The following is a 22,390-nucleotide window of genomic DNA, read 5'->3' as shown; positions in this document are numbered from 1 at the left end:
CGTTACTTGAGTGTGCTCGCAAGATGCTCGGCGTGTGCCAGGTGACCCTGGAAGATTTTCAGGCCGGTTTGCAGCAGGCCCTTCAATTCGCCGTTCGACGAGGAGGGGATCAGCGTCGTCTCGAGCGCGCCATCGACGGTCTTATGAAACGCGACTTCGTTCGCGACGTAAGCCTTGTCGAACGCTGCGCCCGACAGCTTGCTCAGTTCATCGTGCTTCTGCGCGGCTTGCTCGGAGAGAGCTTTGCTCGTGCCGTTGTCTTCCGGCGTGACGTTGAGCTTTTTGACCAAAGCCAGCGCCTTTTCGTTGACCGCCTTGTGGTCGCGAACCATGTCGCTCGCGAATGCGCGAACGGCTTTGTTCTGTGATTTTTCAAGAGCCAGCTGACCGGCTTTCACGTCGATGTCACCCGCCGTATAGGCGATGTGCGCGATCTGCGGATCGGACGGTTGGTCGGCTGCGAACGTCGGTGACGCTAGCGCTGCGAGCGCGACCACTGCAGCGAAACTCGTTGGGAAGTGACGCATTGAAATTGCCTCCGTGTTGCGAGCCATGCAGGCTCTCAGTCTCACGAAGGATTGGATGGCAGCGCGCGCGAAACGTTCCCCAAAATCAGCGTTGGCTGAGGCGCGACACAACGGCATTCGTCAATCGCTCGCATCGTTTGCCGTCAAACGGAAAAACGTCGCTGAAAAAAGAACCGATGTGGTCCTCGAGCGAAGACTTGAGAAGATTGCGCGCTCGATGCAGGCGCGTTTTCACGGTCTCCGGCTTGATGCCGTAAAGCTCCGCCGTCTCGTCTATGCTCAAGCCTTCGATGGCGCGTGCAATGAGAACGGTTCGGAATTCGTCCGGCAGCTTATCGATCGCCTGTTCCAGAAGGCGGCAGATCTCATGTTGTGAGGTGGCTCGCTCAGGGTCCACGATCGTCTGTCCAGAAAGAGGGAAGGGAATGATCTCGGCGATCCTTTCCGGCGGAAGCTCGAACTGCGAAGCGGGCTGATCGACCCGCCGCCGCGCCCGCTGCAGGGCTTCGTTGAGCACGATGCGCGTCAGCCATGTGGTCAGGCTCGACTCTCCGCGAAAATCGGAAATCGCCGAGAAGGCGCGGAAGTACGCCTCCTGCAACACGTCTTCGGCCTCGCTGTCGTCGCGGACGATACTGCGCGCGACACGATAAAGACGCCGATTGTGTTCCTGGATGATCGCGCGGATCGCCGCTTCATCTTTTGCAGACGCGCGCCGGATGAGATCGGCTTCCGCCGATCTTGCCGCGCTGCTCACCATCGATTGAGCCATGGCCGTAGTCCTTCCCGAAGCACCGATCCTATTGGATGCACGCCCGGAAAAAAGGTTCCCGCAAGACCGGCCGCGGCACGCAAGCCCATATTTTAGCGGCTTGGAGCGCCGAGGCCTCCGAAATCGCTAATCTCAATGAACTTTGAATTCGGCCTCGACAAGCCTCAGTTCGGCGGGGCGGATCAGCTCCGAATGCGCGACGGTAACCCGGAAAAGTTTACCATCGAGCGTCGCCGTCCAGAAATCGAGAAACGATTTGAGCTTCGGGAAGCGCGGAGCGAGGTCGTACTCCTGCCAGATGTAGCTTTGCAGCAGCGACGGATGATCCGGAAGACGATATAGAATTTCGGCAGTCGTCAGGCTGAAGCCGGCAAGTTGAGCTTTGAGCCCGCCGACATAAGAAACGTCCTTGTTGGTCACTGGCAATCTCCCTTTCAATAAGAGTGATTGGCGCCCTCCCCGGAATAACGATGATCAGTTGAGATTCGCGCGTTGTCCAGACGAATGACAAAGCGCGGGACTACTAGCAAAGTGCACGGATGAGTGCTCGGCGCATTGCAGCTTTTGGATGTTCGCAAGATGCTCGAAACGGCGCTGAAGAGTTTGACGACGTTCTTTGCCACGATCGGCCCGGTCGAGGCTGCGGTGTTGTTCGCAACGCTGACGCCGAAGATGGCACGTCAGGAGCGTCAGGCGATCGCCGTGCGCGCGACGCTGATCGCGTCAGCTATCCTTGGATTCTTTACGTTGCTCGGCGGCCCGATCCTCGCGCAACTCGGCGTCTCGATTGCCGCGTTGCAGACCGCGGGCGGTGTGATCCTGCTGATGATCGCGCTCGACATGATCTTCGCGCGACCAGGCGGTGCGATCAAATTGACGCCGCCCGAAGGCGCCGAAGCGCAGACGCGCGAGGATGTCGCCGTATTTCCGCTTGCGACGCCGTTGCTCGCGGGACCGGGTGCGATGAGCGCCGGAATTCTGCTGGCCGCAAACGCAAGCGATGAGCCATTCGGCTTGGCGGTCGTCACGGCATCCCTTGCGTGCGTTATGATTGTGACCCTCGCTCTGTTGCTTCTCGCGCAAGAACTCAATCGCGTGATGGGGATTACCGCTCAGCGCGTGCTCATTCGCGTTTTCGGAATTCTGCTCGCAGCGCTCGCCGTGCAGGCGCTGTTCAACGGCATCAAAGATTCGGGGCTGATCCCACCCCACGGATTTTCTTGAGTATCGGCACACGAGATGATCGCGGCAGGCGATTCTGAACGCTCGTTAGCGCCTCTTTAACGCATCGATGTTTCAATCCGGGACAACGAATTCGGTTTGAGTTGCGTTTTTGTAGCGTTGAAAGCGTGAATATGTGTGCGTTTGCTGCGAGCCGGTCGCCGGCCAAAGTCGCTCGTGCGGCGATCGTGCCGCTGCTCGTTGCAGCAGCAGCTTTACTCGAGGCCGGATGCGCCACGGATAATAACGCGTACAACGCGGGTGCTCCGGCCAACGTCGCATATGTCCGCCAGGCATCGGCGGCCACCGAAATGGAAGAGGACGGCTTGCCGTCGCAGGTGCCGCCGTCCGCAAATATCCGCCAGTTGCCCGACGATCCGTCAGAACCCTATAGCCGCAACTACGGTGGCCCGAATCCGGCGGCAATCGACCATAAGCCGGCGGCTGAAATCACACATACGCCTATCCCGGCGGAGGCCGCGATCCCATCCGACTTACCGCCCGCGTTTCGCCGACAGCTTGCGATGGCCGGTTACGCCACCGAGTAGCGTCGACCGACAGCGTCGCGAAGACGGTTGCGACATGGTATGCGGACCCATGTCCTCAGATATTTCCATCTGCCGCTATCTCGATGTCGAACGCACACCCCGCCTCGATGAAGAGATCGACGCGATCTTTTTCGAAGCGAGCAACACGAAATCTTTCGAAAGCGACGCAGCGCGATCAGCCTTCCGCGAGCGCTGGCTGGGGCGCTATCTTCGTGACGATCCGCAGTTCGCGTATCTGGCAATGTCGATTGCGGGTGACGTGGTGGGCTATCTCGTCGGCACGATCGAAGACCCGGCGTCGCGCCCGTCCACGGAGAACACCATCGCCGCATTTCGCGAGGTGACGAAACGATATCCGGCTCATCTGCACGTCAATGTTGCGCGCGCCTATCGCAGTTCTGGAGTTGGCGGCCGCTTGATCGATACGTTTGTCGCCGATGCGCAACGTGCAGGCGCGGCCGGTGTTCACGTGATCACGAGCGCAGCGTCCGCCAATGTCCGCTTTTATAATCGCAACGATTTTCAGGAAATCGCGCGTGCCGGACCAGCCGACGCACTCGTTTTTCTGGCGCGAGCATTGACCTGAAAACATCCGGCCGTCGACGTTTACATGAGACGGCCGGAGAGTTGCACGACGCCTAGGGAAGAGAATTTACGCGCTCAGTTGGTGAGTTCCGGAAGCCGGGGCGGCAAAGCAAACCCGATCGGTTCTGACTTTTTCATAAGCGTTCGCGGGTCTTCATTGGTCCGCCGCGACTTGCCCTCGAACATTGCGCCTTGTTCGATCGATAGCGATTGATGGTAGATGTCGCCTTCGACTTCGCTCGTTGTCTGCAGCATGACGCGCTTGCTGTGGACGGAGCCGACGACGTGTCCGCGAACGACGACTTCCTCCGCGGAGATGCTGCCGGTCACTGTCGCGCCTTCGCCGACGACGACGTGGCTGCCTTCGATATCACCTTCGACGATCCCGTCGACCTGCACTTCGCCTTTGCAAATCAGATTACCGGCAATCGTCAGGTCGCGGCCGATAACGGAAACGGATTTAGCGGGCTCGGCCTGCGGCACCGTCAGAAACGGGCGCGGCTGGAATGACGGGGCAGGGGGCAACTCGGACGTGGCTGCCACGGTTTGCAGCTTCGGCGAGTCGGTCTCTGAGCGGCGAAAGTTCGGCAACATCGGAAATCTTCCCCTCACACAACTTAAGCAACAAGAGCACCCGTCACCCGAGCGCATGTGATTCGGTTAGCACCTTCACCGTCCCGGTTCAGCCGGGAGTCACAACTAATGCACCGACAATCCCCAGGATTATAAGCGGCCGCTACAATACTGGCCGCACACTGTGGCAGAAGATCAACGAACACGCGCGCCTGCGGAATTTTTAGTCATTTGACTAACGCCTTGACCGCAGCCAGGACGTCCTCGGCATGGCCGGGAACTTTCACCTTGCGCCAGCTTCCGGCGAGCTTGCCCTTGGAATCGATCAAAAATGTCGAGCGCTCCACGCCCATATACTTGCGGCCATACATGCTTTTTTCCACCCAGACGCCATAGGCATTGGCGGCATCCTTATTTTCATCCGCCAGCAGCCGCAGCGGCAGGTCGTGTTTGGTTTTGAATTTTTTGTGGCTCGCCGCGCTGTCGGGAGAAATACCGATCACCTCGGCGCCCGCTTTGGTGAAGTCGTCCGCAAGGCATGAGAAATCCTTGGCTTCCTGCGTGCACCCCGACGTGTCGTCCTTTGGATAGAAATAGACCACCACCGGACGGCCCTTGAGCTTCGATAGGCGCACGACGGAACCGGCGTCGTCATGCAGAGAAAAGTCGGGTGCGATTTCACCGTCTTGGAGCATCTTGAAAGTGCCTTTCTTTTGTCGCTTTTACATCTGTACGTGCCATCGCGTAAGAACAGAAACCAGCACTTTGTAGCTTATCCGGCAACGAGTTCTGCCCGTTCGCCGGAAGGCACGGATCAGTCGGTCGTTGTTGTTGCCGTCCGCGGGGGTTTGAGGAGCGGCGTTGGCGAAATCCGTAACTGGCGGGCGTCCTGTCGAGGGACGCGGCGCCAATAATACTGCGCATCACGTGAACCGGCCCGGTGCGACGACCTTGCCGGAGCGCGGCGTCGCGATATCTTCTGATGAGATTGAATCCGACGAGGCCGTGGTGACGCGCGGCCTGCGGCGGTTTTTCCGCGGCTGCCGGCTGATGTTCTACGTCGTGATGCCGTTGCTTCTGCTGACTGCAATCGGCGTCGGCGTTCTTTATGTCCGGCTGCGGCATGGTCCGATCGGCTTCGATTTCGTCGTCGCCCCCATCGAACGCGGCATCAACGCGGAATTGGCGGCAAGCTCGGTCAAGATCGACGGCGCGGAGTTGCGCCTGGGCGCATCTGGCGAGCTGGAATTTCGCCTGCGGGATGTGAGTGTTCTTGAAAAGGGCGGCGATGTCGTCCTTTCGTCCCCTCTTGCTGCCGTCAACATCTCGCTCGCGGCTCTGATGCAGGGGCGGGTCGTTCCGCGGCGCATCGAATTGATCGATCCCATCATTGCGCTCGCTTATTCCGAGGAGTCTGGCTTCGTTTTTGAACGCGCCGTCCCGCGTCCGGTGCCCGCGCGCGCATCGAGCGAGAATGCGGCTGCAACGGCGACTTCACAAGAGAGTCCGATGGCGCCGAACACCACCGTCGCTGTACGGACGGTCCGCACCGGCCACCAGCTCAATCTCGCGAAGATGCTGAGCGACTCCTCTTATCGCGCCCGCCAGCGGCTCGACGCGACCTCGTATCTGACCGAATTCGGCCTCTCGAACGCGACCGTCGTCGTCGATTACGAAGGCCAGCGCAGCTCATGGCGCATCGACGAAGCCAGCGTCGATTTCAACCATCGGAAAAAGCGCAGTCTCATTTCCGGCCGCGCACTCGTCGCGTCGAAACAGGGTCCCTGGGCCGTCTCGTTCCTGACGGACGAAAGGGAGGCGACCGATAAGCTGCAGGTCAAGGCGACCATTCGTGATCTCGTACCGTCGACACTGGCCGCTGCCGCTCCGCCGCTTGCCCTCCTTGGAATGTTCGAATTCCCCGTCGCGGCTGATGCAACCGTCGTGCTGACGCGCTCGGGCGATATCGAGAACGGCGACCTTGCGCTCGAATTCGGAAAGGGCCGCGCACGGCTGCCATATCTCGTGCAGCCCATGGACGTGACGGCCGGGGTCTTCAAGCTCGACTACGACGGCAAGAAACGGCGCTGGGATCTGAAGCCGAGCCCGGTCAAATGGGCTGACGGAACGATCATGTTCTCCGGTGCGATGATGGACGTCGCGAAGGCGAACGAGGCGCCGCAATGGCGCTTTGCGCTCGATGGCAAGAAGGGCGTGTTCGAATCCCCGGAATTCAACGTCCCGCCGGTGACGATCGACAGCTGGACGGCTCAGGGCTCCATCATTCCGCGCCGCGGCCAGGTCGACATCGACGAGTTTCGCCTCGCGGGCGGCGGCGGCGTTGCGACCGTCAAGGCGACGACGCAGGCAGGCCCCGACGGGCAAAGCATGGCGGCCGAATTCTCGGTGTCGCCGATGCCGCTGCAAACGCTCAAGGCCTTGTGGCCCCGGGCGCTCGCGACCGGCACCCGCGAATGGGTCGGCAAAAATCTTTCCGCCGTCGACTTTCAGGGCGGAACGCTGCGTTTCACCAACGGCAACGTCGGCGGCGTCGATGCCGGAACCGTCACCGTGTCCACCGATCTCGAGCGCGTGACGGCAAATTTCGATGCGAAGAACCTCGTGTTCCGTCCACTGCCGGGCATGCCCGAAGTCAAAGTGCCGGAGGTGTCGGTCAGGCTCGCGGACAACGCTCTCGATATCGCAATGCCTGCCGCCGAAACGACGCTTGCGGACGGCCAGCGGCTCGCGATCAAGGATGTCAGCGTCCGCACCGACAACGTCATGGCGGCGAGGCCGAACGGCGCGATCGGTCTGACGGCGTCCGGCGATCTCGCGCCATTCATTGAGACGGTCCAATCGCTGCCGATCCGCAACCTGCGTGACGCTCCGCGGCTTCCGAAGGCAGGCGAAGGCAAGGTCGACGCGCATTTCGACATCAAGGTGCCGTTCATTCCCAATGTCTCGGGCGACGACATTTCCGTCAGCGGCAAGGCGAGGATCACGGATGGCCGTTTCGGCAAAGTTGCGGGCCGGTTCGATGTCCAGGGTTTCACGCTCAATCTCGATCTCAGCGACACCACCCTCGATGCGAAAGGCGACCTGCTCGTCAACGGCGTTCCGGCGAAGATCACGGGCCAGCGGCTGCTCGGTCCAACCGCCGGGCAGCAACCGCCCATCAAGATCATGGCCAAGCTCGACGATGCCGATCGCACGCAACTCGGCCTCGACATCAACGATATCGTGCAAGGTGTCGTCCCGATCGAAGTCTCGTTGGAACCGGCCGCGAACGGCCCGCTCGCCGTCAAGCTTCATGCCGACCTGACCAACGCCGACATGACGCTCGATCATCTGCAGTGGCACAAAGCAGCCGGACGCAGCGCCGCGGTCGATGCCGATATCGTCAGCAACCCGAACCATGACACGGAGTTGCAGCGCTTCAAGATCACCAGCGACGACATCGCAGCCGAAGGCAAAATCGTCGTCGGGTCGGACAACAAGATCAAGCAATTCGAATTTCCGAACCTGATGCTCAACGTCGTGTCGCGTCTCGACATCAAGGGATCGCGCGGCAAGGACGACATGTGGTCTGTCGATGCATCAGGCAAGAACTTCGACGGCCGTAACTTTTTCCGTGCGCTGTTTAACGTCGGCAACGGGCCTGAGCGTAAAGGCAACCCCCCGGGCGCCGCCAAGGGCGCACGCGTCAACGCCCAGATCGACAATGTCATCGGCGGCTACGACGTCTCTCTGCGCAACGTGAAAATGCAGATCGAGACGCGCGGCGGCAATCTGACGGCGCTGGACGTCAAAGGCACGCTCGACGGCGGAGCGCCGCTCGCGGCTACAGTCGACAAAAGTTCCGGCCCGCGTCGCTTGCTCGTCGATTCTCCCGATGCCGGGCAGGTGATGAAGCTCGTCAATTTCTATCCCAACATGCAGGGTGGGCGTTTGCGCCTTGAGGTCAATCTCGACGGTTCGGGACCGGCGGAGAAAACCGGAATTCTTTGGGTCGAGGATTTCAAGATTCTGGGCGATCCGATCGTCAGCGAGGTTGTCAGCAGCGCCGACCAGGGGAGGCCTGCCATCGATGGACGCCGCAACGTCACGCGCGAGGTTTTCGAGTTCGACCGGATGCGCGCGCCGTTCTCCGTCGGCTACGGACAGTTCGTGCTCGAGGAGGCCTATCTGAAAGGCCCGCTGCTTGGCGCCAACCTGCGCGGCAAGGTCGATTTCAAAACAAAGCACGTCAATTTCGGCGGCACGTACATTCCATTGCAGGGTCTGAACGGGGCTCTTGGCGGCATTCCGCTGCTCGGCCAGATTATCTCGGGCACGCAAGGCGAAGGCATTTTCGGCATCACGTTCGCGGTCCAGGGGCCGACGGCTAATCCTCAGGTGATCGTCAACCCGTTATCGCTCGTCGCGCCGGGCATCTTCCGCGAGGTGTTCCAGATGACGGCGTCCGATCCGAAGGTGCAGATCCGCGGTGACGATCGCGCACCCCAGGCAGCAACGGCCGCGCGCGTGCGCCAGACGAAGCCCGATGAGCCCGCGGCCGGCCAGAAACCAAAAAAAGCCAGCGCCAACACCAAAATAAAATCGAAACCGAAAAAGCCGGTCGAAGCCCAGGCGGGCGGCATCGATGGCTGGTCGTCGACCACCCAGCCCTCGCAGTAGGTCTCCGCCCGAATTCGCGTTTGGGTCAGACGGGTCGCACGAGAACGTGCTTCTTCTTGCCGAGCGAGAGCTTGATCACGCCGTTTGAAACCGCATCCGTCGCCTTGAGAACGGCCTTGTCCGACGTCACGGCCTCATCGTTGACCTTCAGCCCGCCGCCTTGAATTTGCCGCCGCGCCTCGCTGTTCGACGCGACGAGCCCGGCCTTGACGAATGCGGTCAGCACGCCAAGTCCGGTTTCTAATTCTGCTGAAGAAATCTCGATCGTCGGCAGGTCGGTCGCAAGCGCTCCTTGTTCGAACGTCTTGCGCGCCGTCTCGGCCGCCGCTTCCGCCTTCTCGCGGCCATGCACCAGCGCAGTCGCCTCTGTCGCCAGCGTCTTCTTCGCCTCGTTGATCTCCGCTCCGCCGAGGCTCGAAAGTTTCGCGATCTCGTCGAGCGGCAGCATCGTGAAAAGTTTTAGGAAGCGGGCAACGTCGGCGTCTTCCGTGTTGCGCCAGAACTGCCAGTAGTCGTAGGGCGAAAGCTGCGCCTCGTTGAGCCACACCGCGCCGGATGCGGTCTTGCCCATCTTGGCGCCCGACGACGTCGTCAGCAGCGGGCACGTCAGCCCGAAGAGTTGCTCCTTGACCCCCATCCGGCGGCCGAGATCGATGCCGGTGACGATGTTGCCCCACTGATCCGAGCCGCCCATCTGCAGGTTGCAGCCATAGCGGCGGTTGAGTTCGACGAAATCGTAGGACTGCAGCAGCATGTAGTTGAATTCGATGAATGACAGCTCCTGCTCACGGTCGAGACGCAGCTTCGCGCTGTCCATCGTCAGCATGCGGTTGACCGAGAAATGCCGCCCCACGTCGCGCAGGAATTCGATATAGTTGAGCGGCGCCAGCCATTCGGCGTTGTCGACCATCAGCGCGTCGGATTTGCCGGTGCCGAACGCCAGGAAGTTCGAGAACACGCGCTTGATGCTGTCCTTGTTGGCGTCGATCTCCGCGATCGTGCGGATCTGGCGCGTTTCGTCCTTGCCCGACGGATCGCCAACGCGTGTCGTGCCGCCGCCCATCAGCGCGATCGGCTTGCCGCCCGTTCTTTGCAGCCACGACAGCATCATGATCGAGATCAAATGTCCGACGTGCAGCGATGGCGCCGTGCAGTCGTAGCCCGCATAGGCGATTGCGCGCCCCTCGGATGCGAGTTTGTCGAGGCCATCGAGGTCTGAGCACTGGTGGACGAAACCGCGCTCGGTCATAATCTGCAGGAATTCGGACTTCAGTGTCGGCATTGCAATTCAGAGCTTTCGTTTCGGTAGCGTCCGTCTCAGGGACAGGGCGGCGGCAACATGCACGGGAAGGTGGTTATGGGCAAGGTGATGCGCGCCATCGGCCTGATGAGCGGAACGTCGCTGGACGGCATCGACGTCGCCTATCTCGAAACGGATGGCGAAACCATCGTGAAACGCGGTCCGGCGCGGACGTTTCCCTACGACGACCGGATGCGGGACCTGCTCGCGAAAGCGATTGCCGCGGCCGCAAATCTTTCCACGCGCGACGAGCGTCCGGCGGCACTGACGGAGGCCGAGCAAGCGTTGACGACGCGCCATGCGGATGCCGTCGCTGAATTCTTTAACGCGGTCGGCATCGAGCCCGCCTCCATCGATCTGATCGGCTTTCACGGCCAGACGGTCCTGCACCGGCCCGAAAACGGTCTGACGGTTCAGCTCGGTCTGGGCGAGCTTCTGGCGAACGCCACCCGCTGCCCGGTGATTTACGATTTGCGCGCGGCCGATGTCGCGGCTGGCGGCCAGGGAGCGCCGCTCGTCCCGGCCTATCATCGCGCTTTGACAGCGAAGCTTCCGCAGCGGCCGCTGGCGATCGTCAATATCGGCGGCGTCGCGAACGTCACGTGGATCGGCCGCGACGGCGCGCTGATTGCATTCGATACCGGCCCCGGAAATGCGTTGCTCGACGACTGGATGATGCGGCGGGCGAAACTTCCCCGCGATGAGGATGGCGCTGCGGCAGCACGCGGACACGCCGACGAAGACATCGTTCGTGATCTTCTCGGGCACGCTTATTTCGCCAAGCCGCCGCCCAAATCCCTCGACCGCAATAGCTTCGCAGCCCACGCGATCGAAAATCTTTCGACGGACTGTGGCGCAGCGACGCTTGCCGTGTTCACGGCGCAGAGCATCGCCAGATCGCGGGAACATATGCCGGAAGAGCCGGAGCTTTGGATCGTCGCGGGCGGCGGCAGGCGAAACCGCACGATCATGCGATTGCTGGCTGAGCGCGTCGAGCACGCCGTCGTCCCGGCCGAGGCTGTTGGCATCGACGGTGATAGTCTGGAGGCGGAAGCCTGGGCTTATCTCGCTGTGCGCTCGGTCAAAGGCCTGCCGATTACGTTTCCGGGAACAACGGGCGCGCCCGCGCCGATGACGGGCGGCCTGCGCGCCGATCCATCGCCGGCACGCAAGCTGATTTGATCCGCGATCGCGTTTGAAAAGCGGCGATTATTCGTCGTCGCTGTCGTCGTCACCGCCGCCGCTCGGGCTGGGTGCAGGCACGCTCTGCGCTTCCATCCGCTCGAGCTCACGCTGCCGCTGACGTTCGCGCTCCCGCTCGCGTTCACGCTCTTTGTTGCGTTCGCGATCCTGCTCGAACTGGATCATGCGTTCGTCGAGATATTTGCCGACGACGTCGCCCAGTTCTTCGATCTTGTTCTCGAAGAAATGGTTGGCGCCGGGGATGATCTCGTGCGCGATCTTGATGCCGCGCTGGACCTTCGTCTTCACCGACATTTCCGCAACCGACGACGTCGGAACGACCCTGTCGAGTTCGCCATTGACCAGCAGGCCGGACGACGGGCACGGCGCGAGAAAGTTGAAATCATAGAGGTTCGCGAGCGGCGCGACGCAGATGAAGCCGTCGACTTCAGGGCGGCGCATGAGAAGCTGCATCGCGATCCATGTGCCGAACGAGACGCCGGCGATCCAGCAGGTCTTGGCGTCGGGCTTGACGAGCTGCAGCCAGTCGAGCGCGGATGCCGCATCCGCAAGCTCGCCGGGGCCGCTGTCCCAGACGCCCTGGCTCCGTCCGACACCACGGAAATTGAAGCGCAGCACCGAGAAGCCGCGCGCCGCGAACGTATGATATAATGAATAGACAACCTGGTTATTCATCGTCCCGCCGAGCTGCGGATGCGGATGAAGGATGAGCGCGATCGGGCTGTCGCTGTTGGCTTCATGATGATAACGGGCCTCCAGGCGACCGCCGGGACCATTGATAATCAGTTCGGGCATCAGAAAACTTCTCGGTTTGTGGTGATCGGGGTTAGGCCGGCTGGGCGCTCGGACACGAGGTCGCGTTCAAATCCTCGTGGCTCTGTTTCTTGAACCTTGACTTCCGCACTCAGGATTTCCATAAGTTTAGAACGGTTCGAAACATTTCCTAGCTTTGTTAAGGTTCACGCCGCAAGTCAAGGCGGCTGTCTTAGCACAGTCAGGGGTATCGGGCGCAAGGCAAGGATTTCGCCGCCACTTGAGGCGGCTCTAGTCCGGAGACGAATGTGGAACTGACGACCAAAGGCCGGTACGCGGTCATGGCGATGGCGGATCTCGCCGCGCACGCCGATCAAACTGCTGTTCCGCTTTCGTCGGTCGCGGATCGCCAGCATTTGCCGCTGTCCTATCTTGAACAGCTTTTCGTTCCGCTCCGCCGCTCCGGCCTCGTCGAGAGCGCCCGTGGTCGCTCAGGCGGCTACCGGCTCGCGAAGAAGTCTGCCGAGATTTCCATTGCCGCCGTGATGGCTGCCGTCGAGGAAGTCACGCACTTCACCCGATGCACCGATAACGACCCGCGCTGCTCGGTTGCGACACCGTGCCTGACGCACGTCTTATGGAGCGCACTGAGTAAGGCCACGTCGGAGTTCCTTGAGTCGGTAAGTCTTGCGGACGTATTGCCCGGTGGAGAATTTGCCGTGCGGGCCGCCGCGGCTGTTTCGGATTCGCCGGCACCCAAGAAGCGCGCTTATCTCGATTACAACGCGACCACGCCGCTGCGGCCCGAGGCCAAGGCCGCCATGATCGTGGCGCTCGACGTGGTCGGAAATCCGTCCTCGGTCCACATGGAGGGACGCCGCGCGCGAAGCATCGTCGAATCGGCACGCGAAAGCGTCGCGCGTCTGGTCGGCGCGAAACCGTCTGAAGTTGTCTTCACGAGCGGCGCATCAGAGGCGAATGCCTGGGTCATGGCGCAGCCGTGGGAAACGATCCTGACGAGCGGCATCGAGCATGATTCCGTTCTTGCTCCGGCGCACGCTGCAAAATGCAACGTCATCGAGCTTTCGACCGGCCGCGATGGTGTGGTGCGCGTCGAGCAAATCGCCGAATTGATTTTGAAGCATGGCGTAGCTCGCCCGGCAGTGATCGCTCTGCAAATGGCGAACAATGAAACCGGCGTTATCCAGCCGGTCGCCGAGGTCGCCGAATTCGCGCGAGCGCATGGCATCGTCGTGCACTCGGATGCGGTTCAGGCGGCGGGCCGCGTGCCCGTTGATTTTGCGGCGCTGTGCCTCGATACGATGGCGATCTCGGCGCATAAGCTCGGCGGCCCGAAAGGGATCGGCGCACTCATCATTCGCGATCATTTTGATCTCGTGCCGCTGCTGCGTGGCGGCGGCCAGGAACGGCGCCGCCGCGCTGGGACGGAGAATGTCGCGGCCATAGCGGGCTTTGGCGCCGCGGCCGAGGCCGCCTACGCTGAACTTCCCGGCATGTCGGCGGTTAAAGGCTTGCGCGACGATCTCGAAGCGCACATCCGCGCCATCAGCCCGCGCGCCGAGATCATCAGCGAAACCGCGCCACGAATTGGCAACACCATCGCGGTCGCGCTGCCGGGCAAGCTGGCGGAGACATTGGTGATCCGCCTCGATCTGGCCGGTATCGCGGTCAGCGCGGGCTCGGCCTGTTCGTCGGGCAAAGTTGGCGCCAGCCATGTGCTCGAAGCGATGGGACTTGGTCCCGAGATCGCATCCGGAACGATACGGATCAGCCTTGGGATTGAAACGACGAAAGACGACATCGCGGCGTTTATCGCGGCCTGGCGAGCGATTGCCGGTTCGCAGGCGATCGCCGCTTGAAGACAAAACTGAACTGAAGGGCCGCCTTTGCGGCATTGTTGAAAGAGAGACGAGGAAATGGCTGCTGTTCAGGAGACGATTGATCAAGTCAAGAAGATCGACGTCGACCAGTACAAGTACGGTTTCGAAACCAAGATCGAGAGCATCAAGGCTCCGAAGGGTCTCGATGAATCGACCGTGCGCTACATCTCGGCCAAGAAGGGCGAGCCCGAGTGGCTCCTGAACTGGCGTCTTGAGGCGTTCCAGCGCTGGAAGGCGATGACCGAGCCGACCTGGGCCAGGGTCCATTATCCCAAGATCGATTTTCAGGACCTCTATTATTATTCCGCGCCGAAATCGACCGAGGGTCCGAAGAGCCTCGACGAAGTCGATCCGGAGTTGCTCGAAACTTACAAAAAGCTCGGAATTCCACTGAAGGAGCAGGAAATCCTCGCGGGCGTTTCGTCATCGCGCGTCGCCGTCGACGCCGTGTTCGACAGCGTCTCGATCGTGACGACCTTCAAGGAAGAACTGGCGAAAGCGGGCGTGATTTTCTGCCCGATTTCGGAAGCGGTGCGCGAGCATCCCGAGCTTGTGAAAAAGTATCTGGGCTCCGTCGTGCCGCAGTCGGATAATTTCTATGCGGCGCTGAACTCGGCGGTCTTCTCGGACGGCTCGTTCGTCTATGTGCCGGAGGGCGTGCGCTGCCCGATGGAGCTTTCGACATACTTCCGCATTAACGAAAAGCAGACCGGCCAGTTCGAGCGCACGCTGATCATCGCCGACAAGGGCGCTTACGTGTCCTATCTCGAAGGCTGCACGGCGCCGACGCGCGATGAAAATCAGCTGCACGCGGCGGTCGTCGAACTCGTCGCGCTCGATGATGCTGAGATCAAATATTCGACCGTGCAGAATTGGTATCCGGGCGACTCCCAAGGCAAGGGCGGCATTTATAACTTCGTGACCAAGCGCGGCGACTGCCGCGGCCACCATTCGAAGATTTCCTGGACGCAGGTCGAGACCGGCTCCGCGATCACCTGGAAGTATCCGAGCTGCATTCTGCGCGGCGACCATTCTCGTGGCGAGTTCTACTCGATCGCCGTTTCGAACGGCTATCAGCAGATCGACAGCGGCACCAAGATGATCCACCTCGGCAAGAACTCGTCGAGCCGCATCATCTCGAAGGGCATCGCGGCGGGCTATTCGCAGAACACCTATCGCGGCCTCGTCTCGGCGCACCGCAAGGCAACCGGCGTCCGTAACTTCACGAACTGCGACTCGCTTCTGATCGGCGACAAATGCGGCGCACACACCGTGCCCTACATCGAAGCCAAGAACTCGAGCGCGCATTTCGAGCACGAAGCGACGACGTCGAGGATTTCCGACGACATGCTGTTCTATTGCCAGCAGCGCGGACTTTCGCAGGAAGAAGCGATCGCGCTCGTCGTCAACGGGTTCGTCCGCGACGTGCTGCAGCATTTGCCGATGGAATTCATGGCCGAGACACAAAAGCTGATCGGCATATCGCTCGAAGGAAGCGTGGGATAATGGGTGTTTTTTGCTCCCTTCTACCGTCATGGCCGCGCAGGCGGCCATCCACGCCAGACGTGAATAGGAATGAAGCGCAGACGAATTGCGCTATCGCGAAGTTGAAAGTGTAAAGGTCGAACAGATGCTTGAAATTAAAAACCTGCACGTAAAGCTCGAGGACGAGGATCGCGTGATCCTGAAAGGACTTTCGCTCACCGTTCCGAAAGGCGAAGTCCACGCCATCATGGGCCCGAACGGCTCCGGAAAATCGACGCTCGCTTATGTGCTCGCAGGCCGCGCCGGCTATGAAGTGACCGACGGCGACATTCTCTGGAACGGCGAATCCATTCTTGAAATGGCGCCCGATGAGCGCGCCGCCAAAGGCGTCTTCCTGGCGTTCCAGTATCCGATGGAAATTCCCGGCGTTGCCGGTTTGACGTTCCTTCGCACGGCGATGAACGCGGTGAGAAAGAAGCGCGGAGAACCCGAGCTGACGACTCCCGCCTTCATGAAGATCGCCAAAGAGAAGGGCGAGAAGCTCAACATCGACATCAACATGCTGAAGCGTCCCGTCAACGTCGGCTTCTCGGGCGGCGAGAAAAAGCGTTCCGAGATTCTCCAGATGGCGCTCCTCGAGCCGACGCTCTGCGTGCTCGATGAAACCGATTCAGGTCTCGATATCGACGCCCTGCGCATCGTCGCCGAAGGCGTCAATGCGCTTCGTGACAAGGATCGCGCATTCCTCGTCATCACGCACTATCAGCGGCTGTTGAACTACATCGTTCCCGACAAGGTTCACGTGCTGGCCGACGGCCGCATTCAGAAAACAGGCGGCAAGGAACTCGCGCTCGAGCTGGAAAAATCGGGATACGCGGACTTCACCGGCAAGGCGGCGTGACATGAACGTGGCATTGATGAAAACAAAGGCCGAGCAGGCGTTGACGGAGGCGTTCGAGGCCTCTGCCGCGAAATTGCCCGGAAGCGCCGCTGTCAAGGCCCGGCGCGCCGAAGCGATCGGCGCGTTCGGATCTCTCGGTCTGCCGCATCGGCGCATCGAGGAATGGAAGTACACGGACCTTCGCGGCGCTCTCAAGGAAGCGTTGCCGCCGGCCGTTCAGGACGAAACCGCGCTGACCATTGCGGAATTGATCGTCGCGCTCGGACCGCTCGCCCACGTCGACGCGCATCGCATCGCGTTCGTCAACGGCCGCCACCGCAGTGAACTCGATGATCTGAGCGATGCGTCGGGCTTCGATATTGCGACGCTCGGAAAAACGCTCGCTTCCGCGCCGACGAATGTCGCCGATGCGTTGACGAAATCCGACGCCAACGGCGCGATCGCGGCGCTGAACGCCGCCTTCATGACCGACGGCGCCATCGTTCGCGTTGCCGACAAGGCAGTGTTGACGAAGCCGCTGCTCATCGTCTTCGTGCGCGCCGGAAGCGCGAGACACGCCGTGACCGTGCGCAATTTCGTCTCGATCGGCGCCGGCGCAACGGCGACGATCATCGAGGCGCATGTTGTCCTTCCGGGTTCCACACCCGATGCGCAAAGCAATGCGCTGACCGAAGTCAGCGTCGGCAAGGCTGCAACCCTGCACCATGCCAAGGTCGCCGTCGATGACGGCAAATGCGTGCATCTCGCCGATTGGGACGTCGTACTCCAAGCAGACGCGACCTATCGCGGCTTCCAGTTTTCGTCAGGGCTCGGACTTGCCCGCAACGAGACCAACGTCCGCTACGCCGGAGAAGGCGGCAAGCTCGACTTGTCGGGCGCTTACATGGCCCGCGCGCACGAGCACATCGATACCACGCTGGTCGTCGATCACGCCGTGCCCGGCTGCGAAAGCCGCGAGCTGTTCAAAGGCGTGCTCGATGGACACGGGCGTGGCGTGTTCCAGGGCAAGATCATCGTTCAGCCCAATGCACAGAAAACCGATGGCAAGCAGATGTCGCAAGCGCTGATGCTGTCGGCGGATGCCGAATTCGACTCCAAGCCCGAGCTTGAGATTTTCGCCGACGACGTCGTCTGCGGTCACGGCACGACATCGGCGGAGCTTGATCCCGATCTGCTGTTTTATTGCCGGTCGCGCGGTATTCCGGAAAGCCAGGCCCGCGCTCTGATGATCGAGTCGTTTATCGGTGAAGCGATCGATAAAATCGAGAATCCGGAGCTTCACACGGCGTTGATGGCCTATGCGATAAACTGGCTTGCGCACACGGCTCGCGGATAGGAATGCAGATGGGAAGTGAAACGAAAGTTGCAGCTGTGCGCAGCGCCGGTTCGCAAACGGGCCTGACCGCCGCGCCTTACGACGTCGAGCTTCTTCGCGCCGACTTCCCAATTCTGTTTCGCGAAGTCCACGACCGGCCGCTCGTCTATCTCGACAACGGCGCGTCGGCACAGAAACCGCGTTCCGTCATCGAAGCGATGGATTACGCGTATCGCTTCGAATACGCCAACGTGCATCGCGGCCTGCACCATCTCTCGAACGTCGCGACCGATCATTACGAGGCGGCACGCGAGACCGCGCGCCGGTTTCTCAACGCCCAGCACGCCGAAGAGATCATCTTCACCCGCAACGCGACCGGCGCGATCAATCTCGTCGCGCGCTCTTTCGGCGAGCCACGCATCGGTGAGGGCGACGAGATCGTCATCACGATCATGGAGCATCACGCCAACATCGTGCCGTGGCATTTCCTGCGCGAGCGCAACGGCGCGGTGCTGAAGTGGGCGCCGATGACCGATCGCGGCGAGCTGATCGTCGAAAAGCTCGACCAGTTGATCACCAAGCGCACCAAACTCGTCGCCGTGACCCACATGTCGAACGTGCTCGGCACGGTGAATCCGGTGAAGGACATCATCCGCATCGCGCATGCCAAGGGCGTTCCCGTTCTCATCGACGGCAGCCAGTCAGCAGTGCACATGACCGTCGATGTGCGCGATCTCGATTGCGATTTCTACGTTTTCACGGGGCACAAGACATACGGCCCGTCGGGCATCGGCGTCCTCTACGCCAAGCGCGAGCATCTCGAGGCGATGCCGCCCTACGAAGGCGGCGGCGATATGATCGAGAATGTCTCCCTCGAACGCATCACCTATGCGAAGCCGCCGCATCGCTTCGAAGCCGGAACGCCCGCGATTGTCGAAGCCGTGGGACTGAACGCGGCGCTGAACTATATGATGCAGATCGGCCGCGACCGCATCGCGCACCACGAGGCGGAGCTTGGCGCTTATGCGGCCGAACGCCTGGCCGAGCTTCCGTGGCTGAAGCTTTATGGCACGGCGCCGGGCAAAGGCGCGATTTTCTCATTTACGGTCGACGGCCTGCATCCCCACGACGTCTCGACCATCATCGATCGGTCGGGCGTCGCGATACGCGCGGGGCACCATTGCGCGCAGCCGCTGATGGAACGCTTGGGAGTAACGGCAACATGCCGCGCCTCCTTCGCATTATACAACACGAAAGCCGAGGCTGACGCTCTGGTGACGGCACTGACCAAGGCTCATGATCTCTTTACGTAAGGAGCTTCCGCATGGACGGGAAGCAGAAGACCGAAGAGCGCGAAGCTCTGAAAACGGCCGTTGAAGGCCTCGACGCACCGCCTGTGACGCCGTCCGATGACGGCGCGAATGCGTTTGCGGAAACCAGCGGCGAAGCTCCGCCGCCCGCAGCATCGACGGGATTGTCGTCGGAAGAAATCGATCGCCTGACGAACGACATCGTCGCGGCGTTGAAGACGGTTTACGACCCCGAGATCCCGGCCGACATCTACGAGCTTGGGCTGATCTATAAGGTCGAGATCGACGACGACCGCAACGTCGTTATCGATATGACGCTCACCGCTCCGGGCTGTCCGGTTGCCGGTGAAATGCCGATCTGGGTCGAAAACGCCGTCAATGCCGTACCGGGTGTCGCCCATACGAAGGTCAACGTCGTGTTTACCCCACCCTGGGATCAGAGCCGGATGTCGGATGAGGCTCGGCTCGCGGTCGGCATGTTCTGAGATACCTCGCTTTTGCAACGCGGATACCCATATATGGGAACCGCTCATCGAACCACGGAGGCCCGAGTGCCCTCGCTTAGAATGATGCCAAAAGTCATGACGCTGACGGACGCCGCCGCGGGGCGCATCGTGGCGTTGATTGCCCAGAAGCCCGGCGTCAAGGCGCTGAAGATCGGCATCAAGAAGGGCGGATGCGCGGGCATGGAATATACGATGTCGTGGGCCGATCAGATCGGCAAATTCGACGAGGTGATCGAGGATAAGGGCGCCATCGTCCTCATCGATCCGGCCGCGATCATGTATTTGCTCGGCACCGAGATGGACTTCAAGACCGATAAGCTTTCGTCCCAGTTTGTGTTCAACAATCCAAATCAGAAAAGCGCCTGCGGCTGCGGTGAGAGCGTCAATCTCGAACCGGCGCCAGTGGTGCCGGAGGGCTTTGCCCCGGCCGATCGGTGACAGCAAATGGAGTTGATGTTTTGTGAGGCGTCGCTGTTCCAGCGGCGCCTCATGTTTTTGCGATTTTTCTAAGCGTCGTTGGTCCCGCTCAAATCATGGCATCCGCTCCAGGGTGTGACCGCGCCATTCTTCGCTCATGGGGCCATACTCTCGCCCATTGTGAACTATGCGGGCGTGGTGAGGGCCAACGGGAAACGCTGTGGCAGCGGGCGGCGAGGCGCCGTTGTGCTGCTCCTGGTAGAAGCCCCAATTCCCAGGGTCGCCGTTTGCGTAGCCCAGATAGAAAGCGCTGGCGGGCAAACTGAAAGCGCAAGCGGATAGTGCCGTCGCAGCGGCCGCGACGAGAGCCTTTGTCGAGAGGGTCATGGCGCCAAATTCCTTTGGCTGCAGGTCTAACCGTGCCACTCCGCCGTCCGTGGTGGGGATGTGGTGTGCACCGACGCGCCGACCATAGGCCGGGTGGCTTATCATCCGATCGGCGATGAGGAGGAGAACGCGCCGCCGAGGCGGGCGCATCCTGGATGCGCCCGATTTGAGCGAGGCGTCGTTCTGCGGTTCGGCCGCGCGTTTCTTAGCCTCGGCCGGGCACCTTCGCTGGGCGTGAGGGTTTGCGCATGAACGCCGGGATATTCTCCGCGAATCCGACGCGATCATCCGTCCTGGGTGCCTGTTGCGGCTTGCGAGTCGGCTCGGCGGCGGGCGGACGTTCCACAGACGGAGCGCGACGCGGCGCCGCCTTCGGCTCGTCCGTCCAGCTGTCGGCCGCGCGCGGACGCGGCGCGGGCCGTTGCGGTTTATCGCGCGTCGGCTGCTCGCTCGCACGAGGACGTTCACGCTTCGCCTGCTGCGTGGGTGGCGTGGATGGCTGCGGGCGTTCGACCTTGCCTTCGGGCTCGTCGTGGCGCGGCGCGCCGTTGACTTTCTTAGGTTCGGACTTTCGCGCTTCGCGACCACTGTGCGGCCGGCTGGACTTTGCTTGCGACGCCCCACGTCCGCCGCGACCCCGGCGCCTTTTGCCTGCGCCCGCGATATCTTCCTCGCTTGGAGGATCGCCGAGCCAGACCGCAACTTCGCCCGTCACCTTCTCGATATCGGCGACGAATTTCAGGTCGTCCGGACTGACGAGAGATGTCGAATTGCCTTCCCGCCCCGCGCGCCCCGTTCGTCCGATGCGGTGGACATAATCGTCGGCTGCCCACGGAAGATCGAAGTTGAAGACGTGCGAAACATCCGGAATATCGAGGCCGCGCGCGGCAACGTCGGACGCGGCAAGCAGCATGATCTCGCCGTTGCGGAACTTGTCCAGCGTCTCCGTGCGGCTCGTCTGGTCCATATCGCCGTGCAGCTCTCCAGCATTGAACCCGTGCTTGGATAGCGATTTGTAGAGCACCGCGACATCGCGCTTGCGGTTGCAGAAGATGATCGCGTTCTTGACGTTGCCGTCGCGAATGAGATCACGAAGCATCTCACGCTTCGCCCAGTCTTCTCCGTTCTGACAGTAAGCAAAGCGCTGCGTGATCGTCTTTGCCGTCGTTGCGGGTTTGGCGACTTCGATGCGCGTCGGATCTCTAAGGAACTGATCGACGAGCCGTGTGATCTCGGGCGGCATCGTCGCGGAAAAGAACAGCGTCTGCCGGCGCGGCGGCAGCAGCTTGCAAATTTTTTCGATGTCCGGAATGAAGCCCATGTCGAGCATGCGGTCGGCTTCGTCGATGACGAGGATTTCGACGCCCATCAGCATGACGCGTCCGCGCCCGAAATGGTCGAGCAAGCGCCCCGGGGTCGCAATCAGGACGTCGACGCCGCGGTCGAGCTTCTTCACCTGCTCGTCCATCGACACGCCGCCGATCAACAGCGCCACCGACAGCTTGTGATTGACACCGTATTTCTCGAAGCTCTGCTCAACCTGAGCGGCAAGCTCGCGCGTTGGCGCCAGGATCAGCGAGCGTGGCATTCGGGCACGAGCGCGGCCCGTCTCGAGCCGCGTGATCATCGGAAGAACGAAAGAGGCGGTCTTGCCCGTGCCCGTTTGCGCGATACCGAGAATGTCGCAGCCGGTTAGGGCAACCGGAATAGCGGCGGATTGAATAGGGGTGGGATTCACATATCCCGCGGCCGTTACAGCCGCTTGAACCTTGGGCGAAAGCCCGAGGTCAGCGAACGTCTTGCTGTCCAATAGTCAACGTCTCCATCTGCACAACCCAAAAACTCCGGCGCGAAAGCACCAGACGGTCGATTGAGAGCGCAGGGGGATAGGGTGCCGAAAAGGTCCAAAGCCGAAATGGGAGTGCGGATCAAAATGCGTAAAAAATGCGCAAACTCGATCCCCTGCGCTCCGGCACGTCCGCGTGCTCGCACACATCAGCCGCGAG

Annotated in this window: 20 protein-coding genes; 12 read left to right on the top strand and 8 right to left on the bottom strand. The window is 61.2% G+C overall.

The window, feature by feature from the left end; genetic code table 11:
• Positions 1–2: 2 nt before the first annotated feature.
• From WC026_RS04690 to WC026_RS04680, 3 genes are all read right to left on the bottom strand, one after another.
• Positions 3–527, bottom strand: coding sequence for a DUF4142 domain-containing protein (locus tag WC026_RS04690; protein ID WP_372709644.1), 525 nt, complete (start codon positions 525–527; stop codon positions 3–5).
• A gap of 85 nt (positions 528–612) precedes the next feature.
• The gene (locus tag WC026_RS04685) at positions 613–1,299 is read right to left on the bottom strand and encodes an RNA polymerase sigma factor (protein ID WP_372709643.1); all 687 of its coding nucleotides are present in this window, start codon (positions 1,297–1,299) and stop codon (positions 613–615) included.
• Between the two features lie 132 nt (positions 1,300–1,431).
• Complete coding sequence (locus WC026_RS04680; RefSeq protein ID WP_372709642.1) at positions 1,432–1,719, bottom strand: usg protein; 288 nt, start codon at positions 1,717–1,719, stop codon at positions 1,432–1,434.
• Positions 1,720–1,842: 123 nt separating this feature from the next.
• On the opposite strand from WC026_RS04680, the gene WC026_RS04675 reads away from it, so the two are divergent.
• The 3 genes from WC026_RS04675 (at position 1,843) to WC026_RS04665 (ending at position 3,654) form a co-directional block, all read left to right on the top strand.
• Complete coding sequence (locus tag WC026_RS04675) at positions 1,843–2,523, top strand: MarC family protein (protein ID WP_372709641.1); 681 nt, start codon at positions 1,843–1,845, stop codon at positions 2,521–2,523.
• Between the two features lie 131 nt (positions 2,524–2,654).
• Positions 2,655–3,068: an adhesin gene (locus WC026_RS04670; RefSeq protein WP_372709640.1), complete on the top strand. Its 414-nt coding sequence runs from the start codon at positions 2,655–2,657 to the stop codon at positions 3,066–3,068.
• Between the two features lie 49 nt (positions 3,069–3,117).
• Positions 3,118–3,654, top strand: a complete 537-nt coding sequence (locus tag WC026_RS04665) for a GNAT family N-acetyltransferase (RefSeq protein WP_372709639.1) — start codon at positions 3,118–3,120, stop codon at positions 3,652–3,654.
• 74 nt (positions 3,655–3,728) lie between these two features.
• Here WC026_RS04665 and WC026_RS04660 read toward each other — a convergent pair whose 3' ends face one another.
• Both WC026_RS04660 and WC026_RS04655 read right to left on the bottom strand, forming a co-directional pair.
• A complete protein-coding gene (locus WC026_RS04660; protein ID WP_372709638.1) occupies positions 3,729–4,196 on the bottom strand; it encodes a polymer-forming cytoskeletal protein in 468 nt (155 codons plus the stop codon).
• A 257-nt stretch (positions 4,197–4,453) separates the two neighbouring features.
• Positions 4,454–4,921 carry a peroxiredoxin gene (locus WC026_RS04655; protein ID WP_372709637.1) on the bottom strand — a complete coding sequence of 156 codons (468 nt, stop codon included), beginning with the start codon at positions 4,919–4,921 and terminating at the stop codon, positions 4,454–4,456.
• A gap of 166 nt (positions 4,922–5,087) precedes the next feature.
• Between WC026_RS04655 and WC026_RS04650 the strand changes: the two genes are divergently transcribed.
• Complete coding sequence (locus WC026_RS04650) at positions 5,088–8,906, top strand: AsmA-like C-terminal region-containing protein (protein WP_372709636.1); 3,819 nt, start codon at positions 5,088–5,090, stop codon at positions 8,904–8,906.
• A 25-nt stretch (positions 8,907–8,931) separates the two neighbouring features.
• Here the strand turns inward: WC026_RS04650 and tyrS are convergent, their stop codons facing one another.
• A complete protein-coding gene (gene tyrS / locus WC026_RS04645) occupies positions 8,932–10,188 on the bottom strand; it encodes a tyrosine--tRNA ligase (protein ID WP_372709635.1) in 1,257 nt (418 codons plus the stop codon).
• A gap of 75 nt (positions 10,189–10,263) precedes the next feature.
• On the opposite strand from tyrS, the gene WC026_RS04640 reads away from it, so the two are divergent.
• Positions 10,264–11,388, top strand: coding sequence for an anhydro-N-acetylmuramic acid kinase (locus tag WC026_RS04640; protein ID WP_372709634.1), 1,125 nt, complete (start codon positions 10,264–10,266; stop codon positions 11,386–11,388).
• 27 nt (positions 11,389–11,415) lie between these two features.
• Here WC026_RS04640 and WC026_RS04635 read toward each other — a convergent pair whose 3' ends face one another.
• Positions 11,416–12,204 (bottom strand): alpha/beta hydrolase, encoded by a 789-nt coding sequence (locus WC026_RS04635; RefSeq protein ID WP_372709633.1) that lies wholly within the window; start codon positions 12,202–12,204, stop codon positions 11,416–11,418.
• Between the two features lie 266 nt (positions 12,205–12,470).
• Here WC026_RS04635 and WC026_RS04630 point away from each other — a divergent pair, with 266 nt between their 5' ends.
• The 7 genes from WC026_RS04630 (at position 12,471) to WC026_RS04600 (ending at position 20,018) form a co-directional block, all read left to right on the top strand.
• Entirely contained in the window at positions 12,471–14,042 is a 1,572-nt protein-coding gene (locus WC026_RS04630) for an aminotransferase class V-fold PLP-dependent enzyme (RefSeq protein ID WP_372709632.1), read from the top strand.
• Between the two features lie 57 nt (positions 14,043–14,099).
• The gene (gene sufB, locus WC026_RS04625; protein ID WP_372709631.1) at positions 14,100–15,569 is read left to right on the top strand and encodes a Fe-S cluster assembly protein SufB; all 1,470 of its coding nucleotides are present in this window, start codon (positions 14,100–14,102) and stop codon (positions 15,567–15,569) included.
• 124 nt (positions 15,570–15,693) lie between these two features.
• Positions 15,694–16,449 carry a Fe-S cluster assembly ATPase SufC gene (gene sufC, locus WC026_RS04620; protein WP_372709630.1) on the top strand — a complete coding sequence of 252 codons (756 nt, stop codon included), beginning with the start codon at positions 15,694–15,696 and terminating at the stop codon, positions 16,447–16,449.
• A 1-nt stretch (position 16,450) separates the two neighbouring features.
• Entirely contained in the window at positions 16,451–17,785 is a 1,335-nt protein-coding gene (sufD, locus tag WC026_RS04615) for a Fe-S cluster assembly protein SufD (protein ID WP_372709629.1), read from the top strand.
• Positions 17,786–17,793: 8 nt separating this feature from the next.
• Complete coding sequence (locus tag WC026_RS04610) at positions 17,794–19,077, top strand: cysteine desulfurase (RefSeq protein WP_372709724.1); 1,284 nt, start codon at positions 17,794–17,796, stop codon at positions 19,075–19,077.
• A gap of 11 nt (positions 19,078–19,088) precedes the next feature.
• A complete protein-coding gene (locus WC026_RS04605; protein WP_372709628.1) occupies positions 19,089–19,559 on the top strand; it encodes an SUF system Fe-S cluster assembly protein in 471 nt (156 codons plus the stop codon).
• Positions 19,560–19,655: 96 nt separating this feature from the next.
• Positions 19,656–20,018: a HesB/IscA family protein gene (locus WC026_RS04600; RefSeq protein ID WP_372709723.1), complete on the top strand. Its 363-nt coding sequence runs from the start codon at positions 19,656–19,658 to the stop codon at positions 20,016–20,018.
• 571 nt (positions 20,019–20,589) lie between these two features.
• Here WC026_RS04600 and WC026_RS04595 read toward each other — a convergent pair.
• Entirely contained in the window at positions 20,590–22,194 is a 1,605-nt protein-coding gene (locus tag WC026_RS04595) for a DEAD/DEAH box helicase (protein ID WP_372709627.1), read from the bottom strand.
• Positions 22,195–22,390 lie beyond the last annotated feature (196 nt).

Source organism: Hyphomicrobium sp. (assembly GCF_041674905.1).
GTDB lineage: Bacteria > Pseudomonadota > Alphaproteobacteria > Rhizobiales > Hyphomicrobiaceae > Hyphomicrobium_B.
This window is presented reverse-complemented; position numbering and strand designations above follow the sequence as displayed.

Coding starts and splice junctions, on each gene's coding strand:
- tyrS (WP_372709635.1), bottom strand. CDS start 10,188: ATGCCGACACTGAAGTCCGAATTCCTGCAGATTATGACCGAGCGCGGT.
- WC026_RS04670 (WP_372709640.1), top strand. CDS start 2,655: ATGTGTGCGTTTGCTGCGAGCCGGTCGCCGGCCAAAGTCGCTCGTGCG.
- WC026_RS04605 (WP_372709628.1), top strand. CDS start 19,089: ATGGACGGGAAGCAGAAGACCGAAGAGCGCGAAGCTCTGAAAACGGCC.
- WC026_RS04610 (WP_372709724.1), top strand. CDS start 17,794: ATGGGAAGTGAAACGAAAGTTGCAGCTGTGCGCAGCGCCGGTTCGCAA.
- sufC (WP_372709630.1), top strand. CDS start 15,694: ATGCTTGAAATTAAAAACCTGCACGTAAAGCTCGAGGACGAGGATCGC.
- sufD (WP_372709629.1), top strand. CDS start 16,451: ATGAACGTGGCATTGATGAAAACAAAGGCCGAGCAGGCGTTGACGGAG.
- WC026_RS04600 (WP_372709723.1), top strand. CDS start 19,656: ATGACGCTGACGGACGCCGCCGCGGGGCGCATCGTGGCGTTGATTGCC.
- WC026_RS04655 (WP_372709637.1), bottom strand. CDS start 4,921: ATGCTCCAAGACGGTGAAATCGCACCCGACTTTTCTCTGCATGACGAC.
- sufB (WP_372709631.1), top strand. CDS start 14,100: ATGGCTGCTGTTCAGGAGACGATTGATCAAGTCAAGAAGATCGACGTC.
- WC026_RS04640 (WP_372709634.1), top strand. CDS start 10,264: ATGGGCAAGGTGATGCGCGCCATCGGCCTGATGAGCGGAACGTCGCTG.
- WC026_RS04665 (WP_372709639.1), top strand. CDS start 3,118: ATGTCCTCAGATATTTCCATCTGCCGCTATCTCGATGTCGAACGCACA.
- WC026_RS04635 (WP_372709633.1), bottom strand. CDS start 12,204: ATGCCCGAACTGATTATCAATGGTCCCGGCGGTCGCCTGGAGGCCCGT.
- WC026_RS04690 (WP_372709644.1), bottom strand. CDS start 527: ATGCGTCACTTCCCAACGAGTTTCGCTGCAGTGGTCGCGCTCGCAGCG.
- WC026_RS04685 (WP_372709643.1), bottom strand. CDS start 1,299: ATGGCTCAATCGATGGTGAGCAGCGCGGCAAGATCGGCGGAAGCCGAT.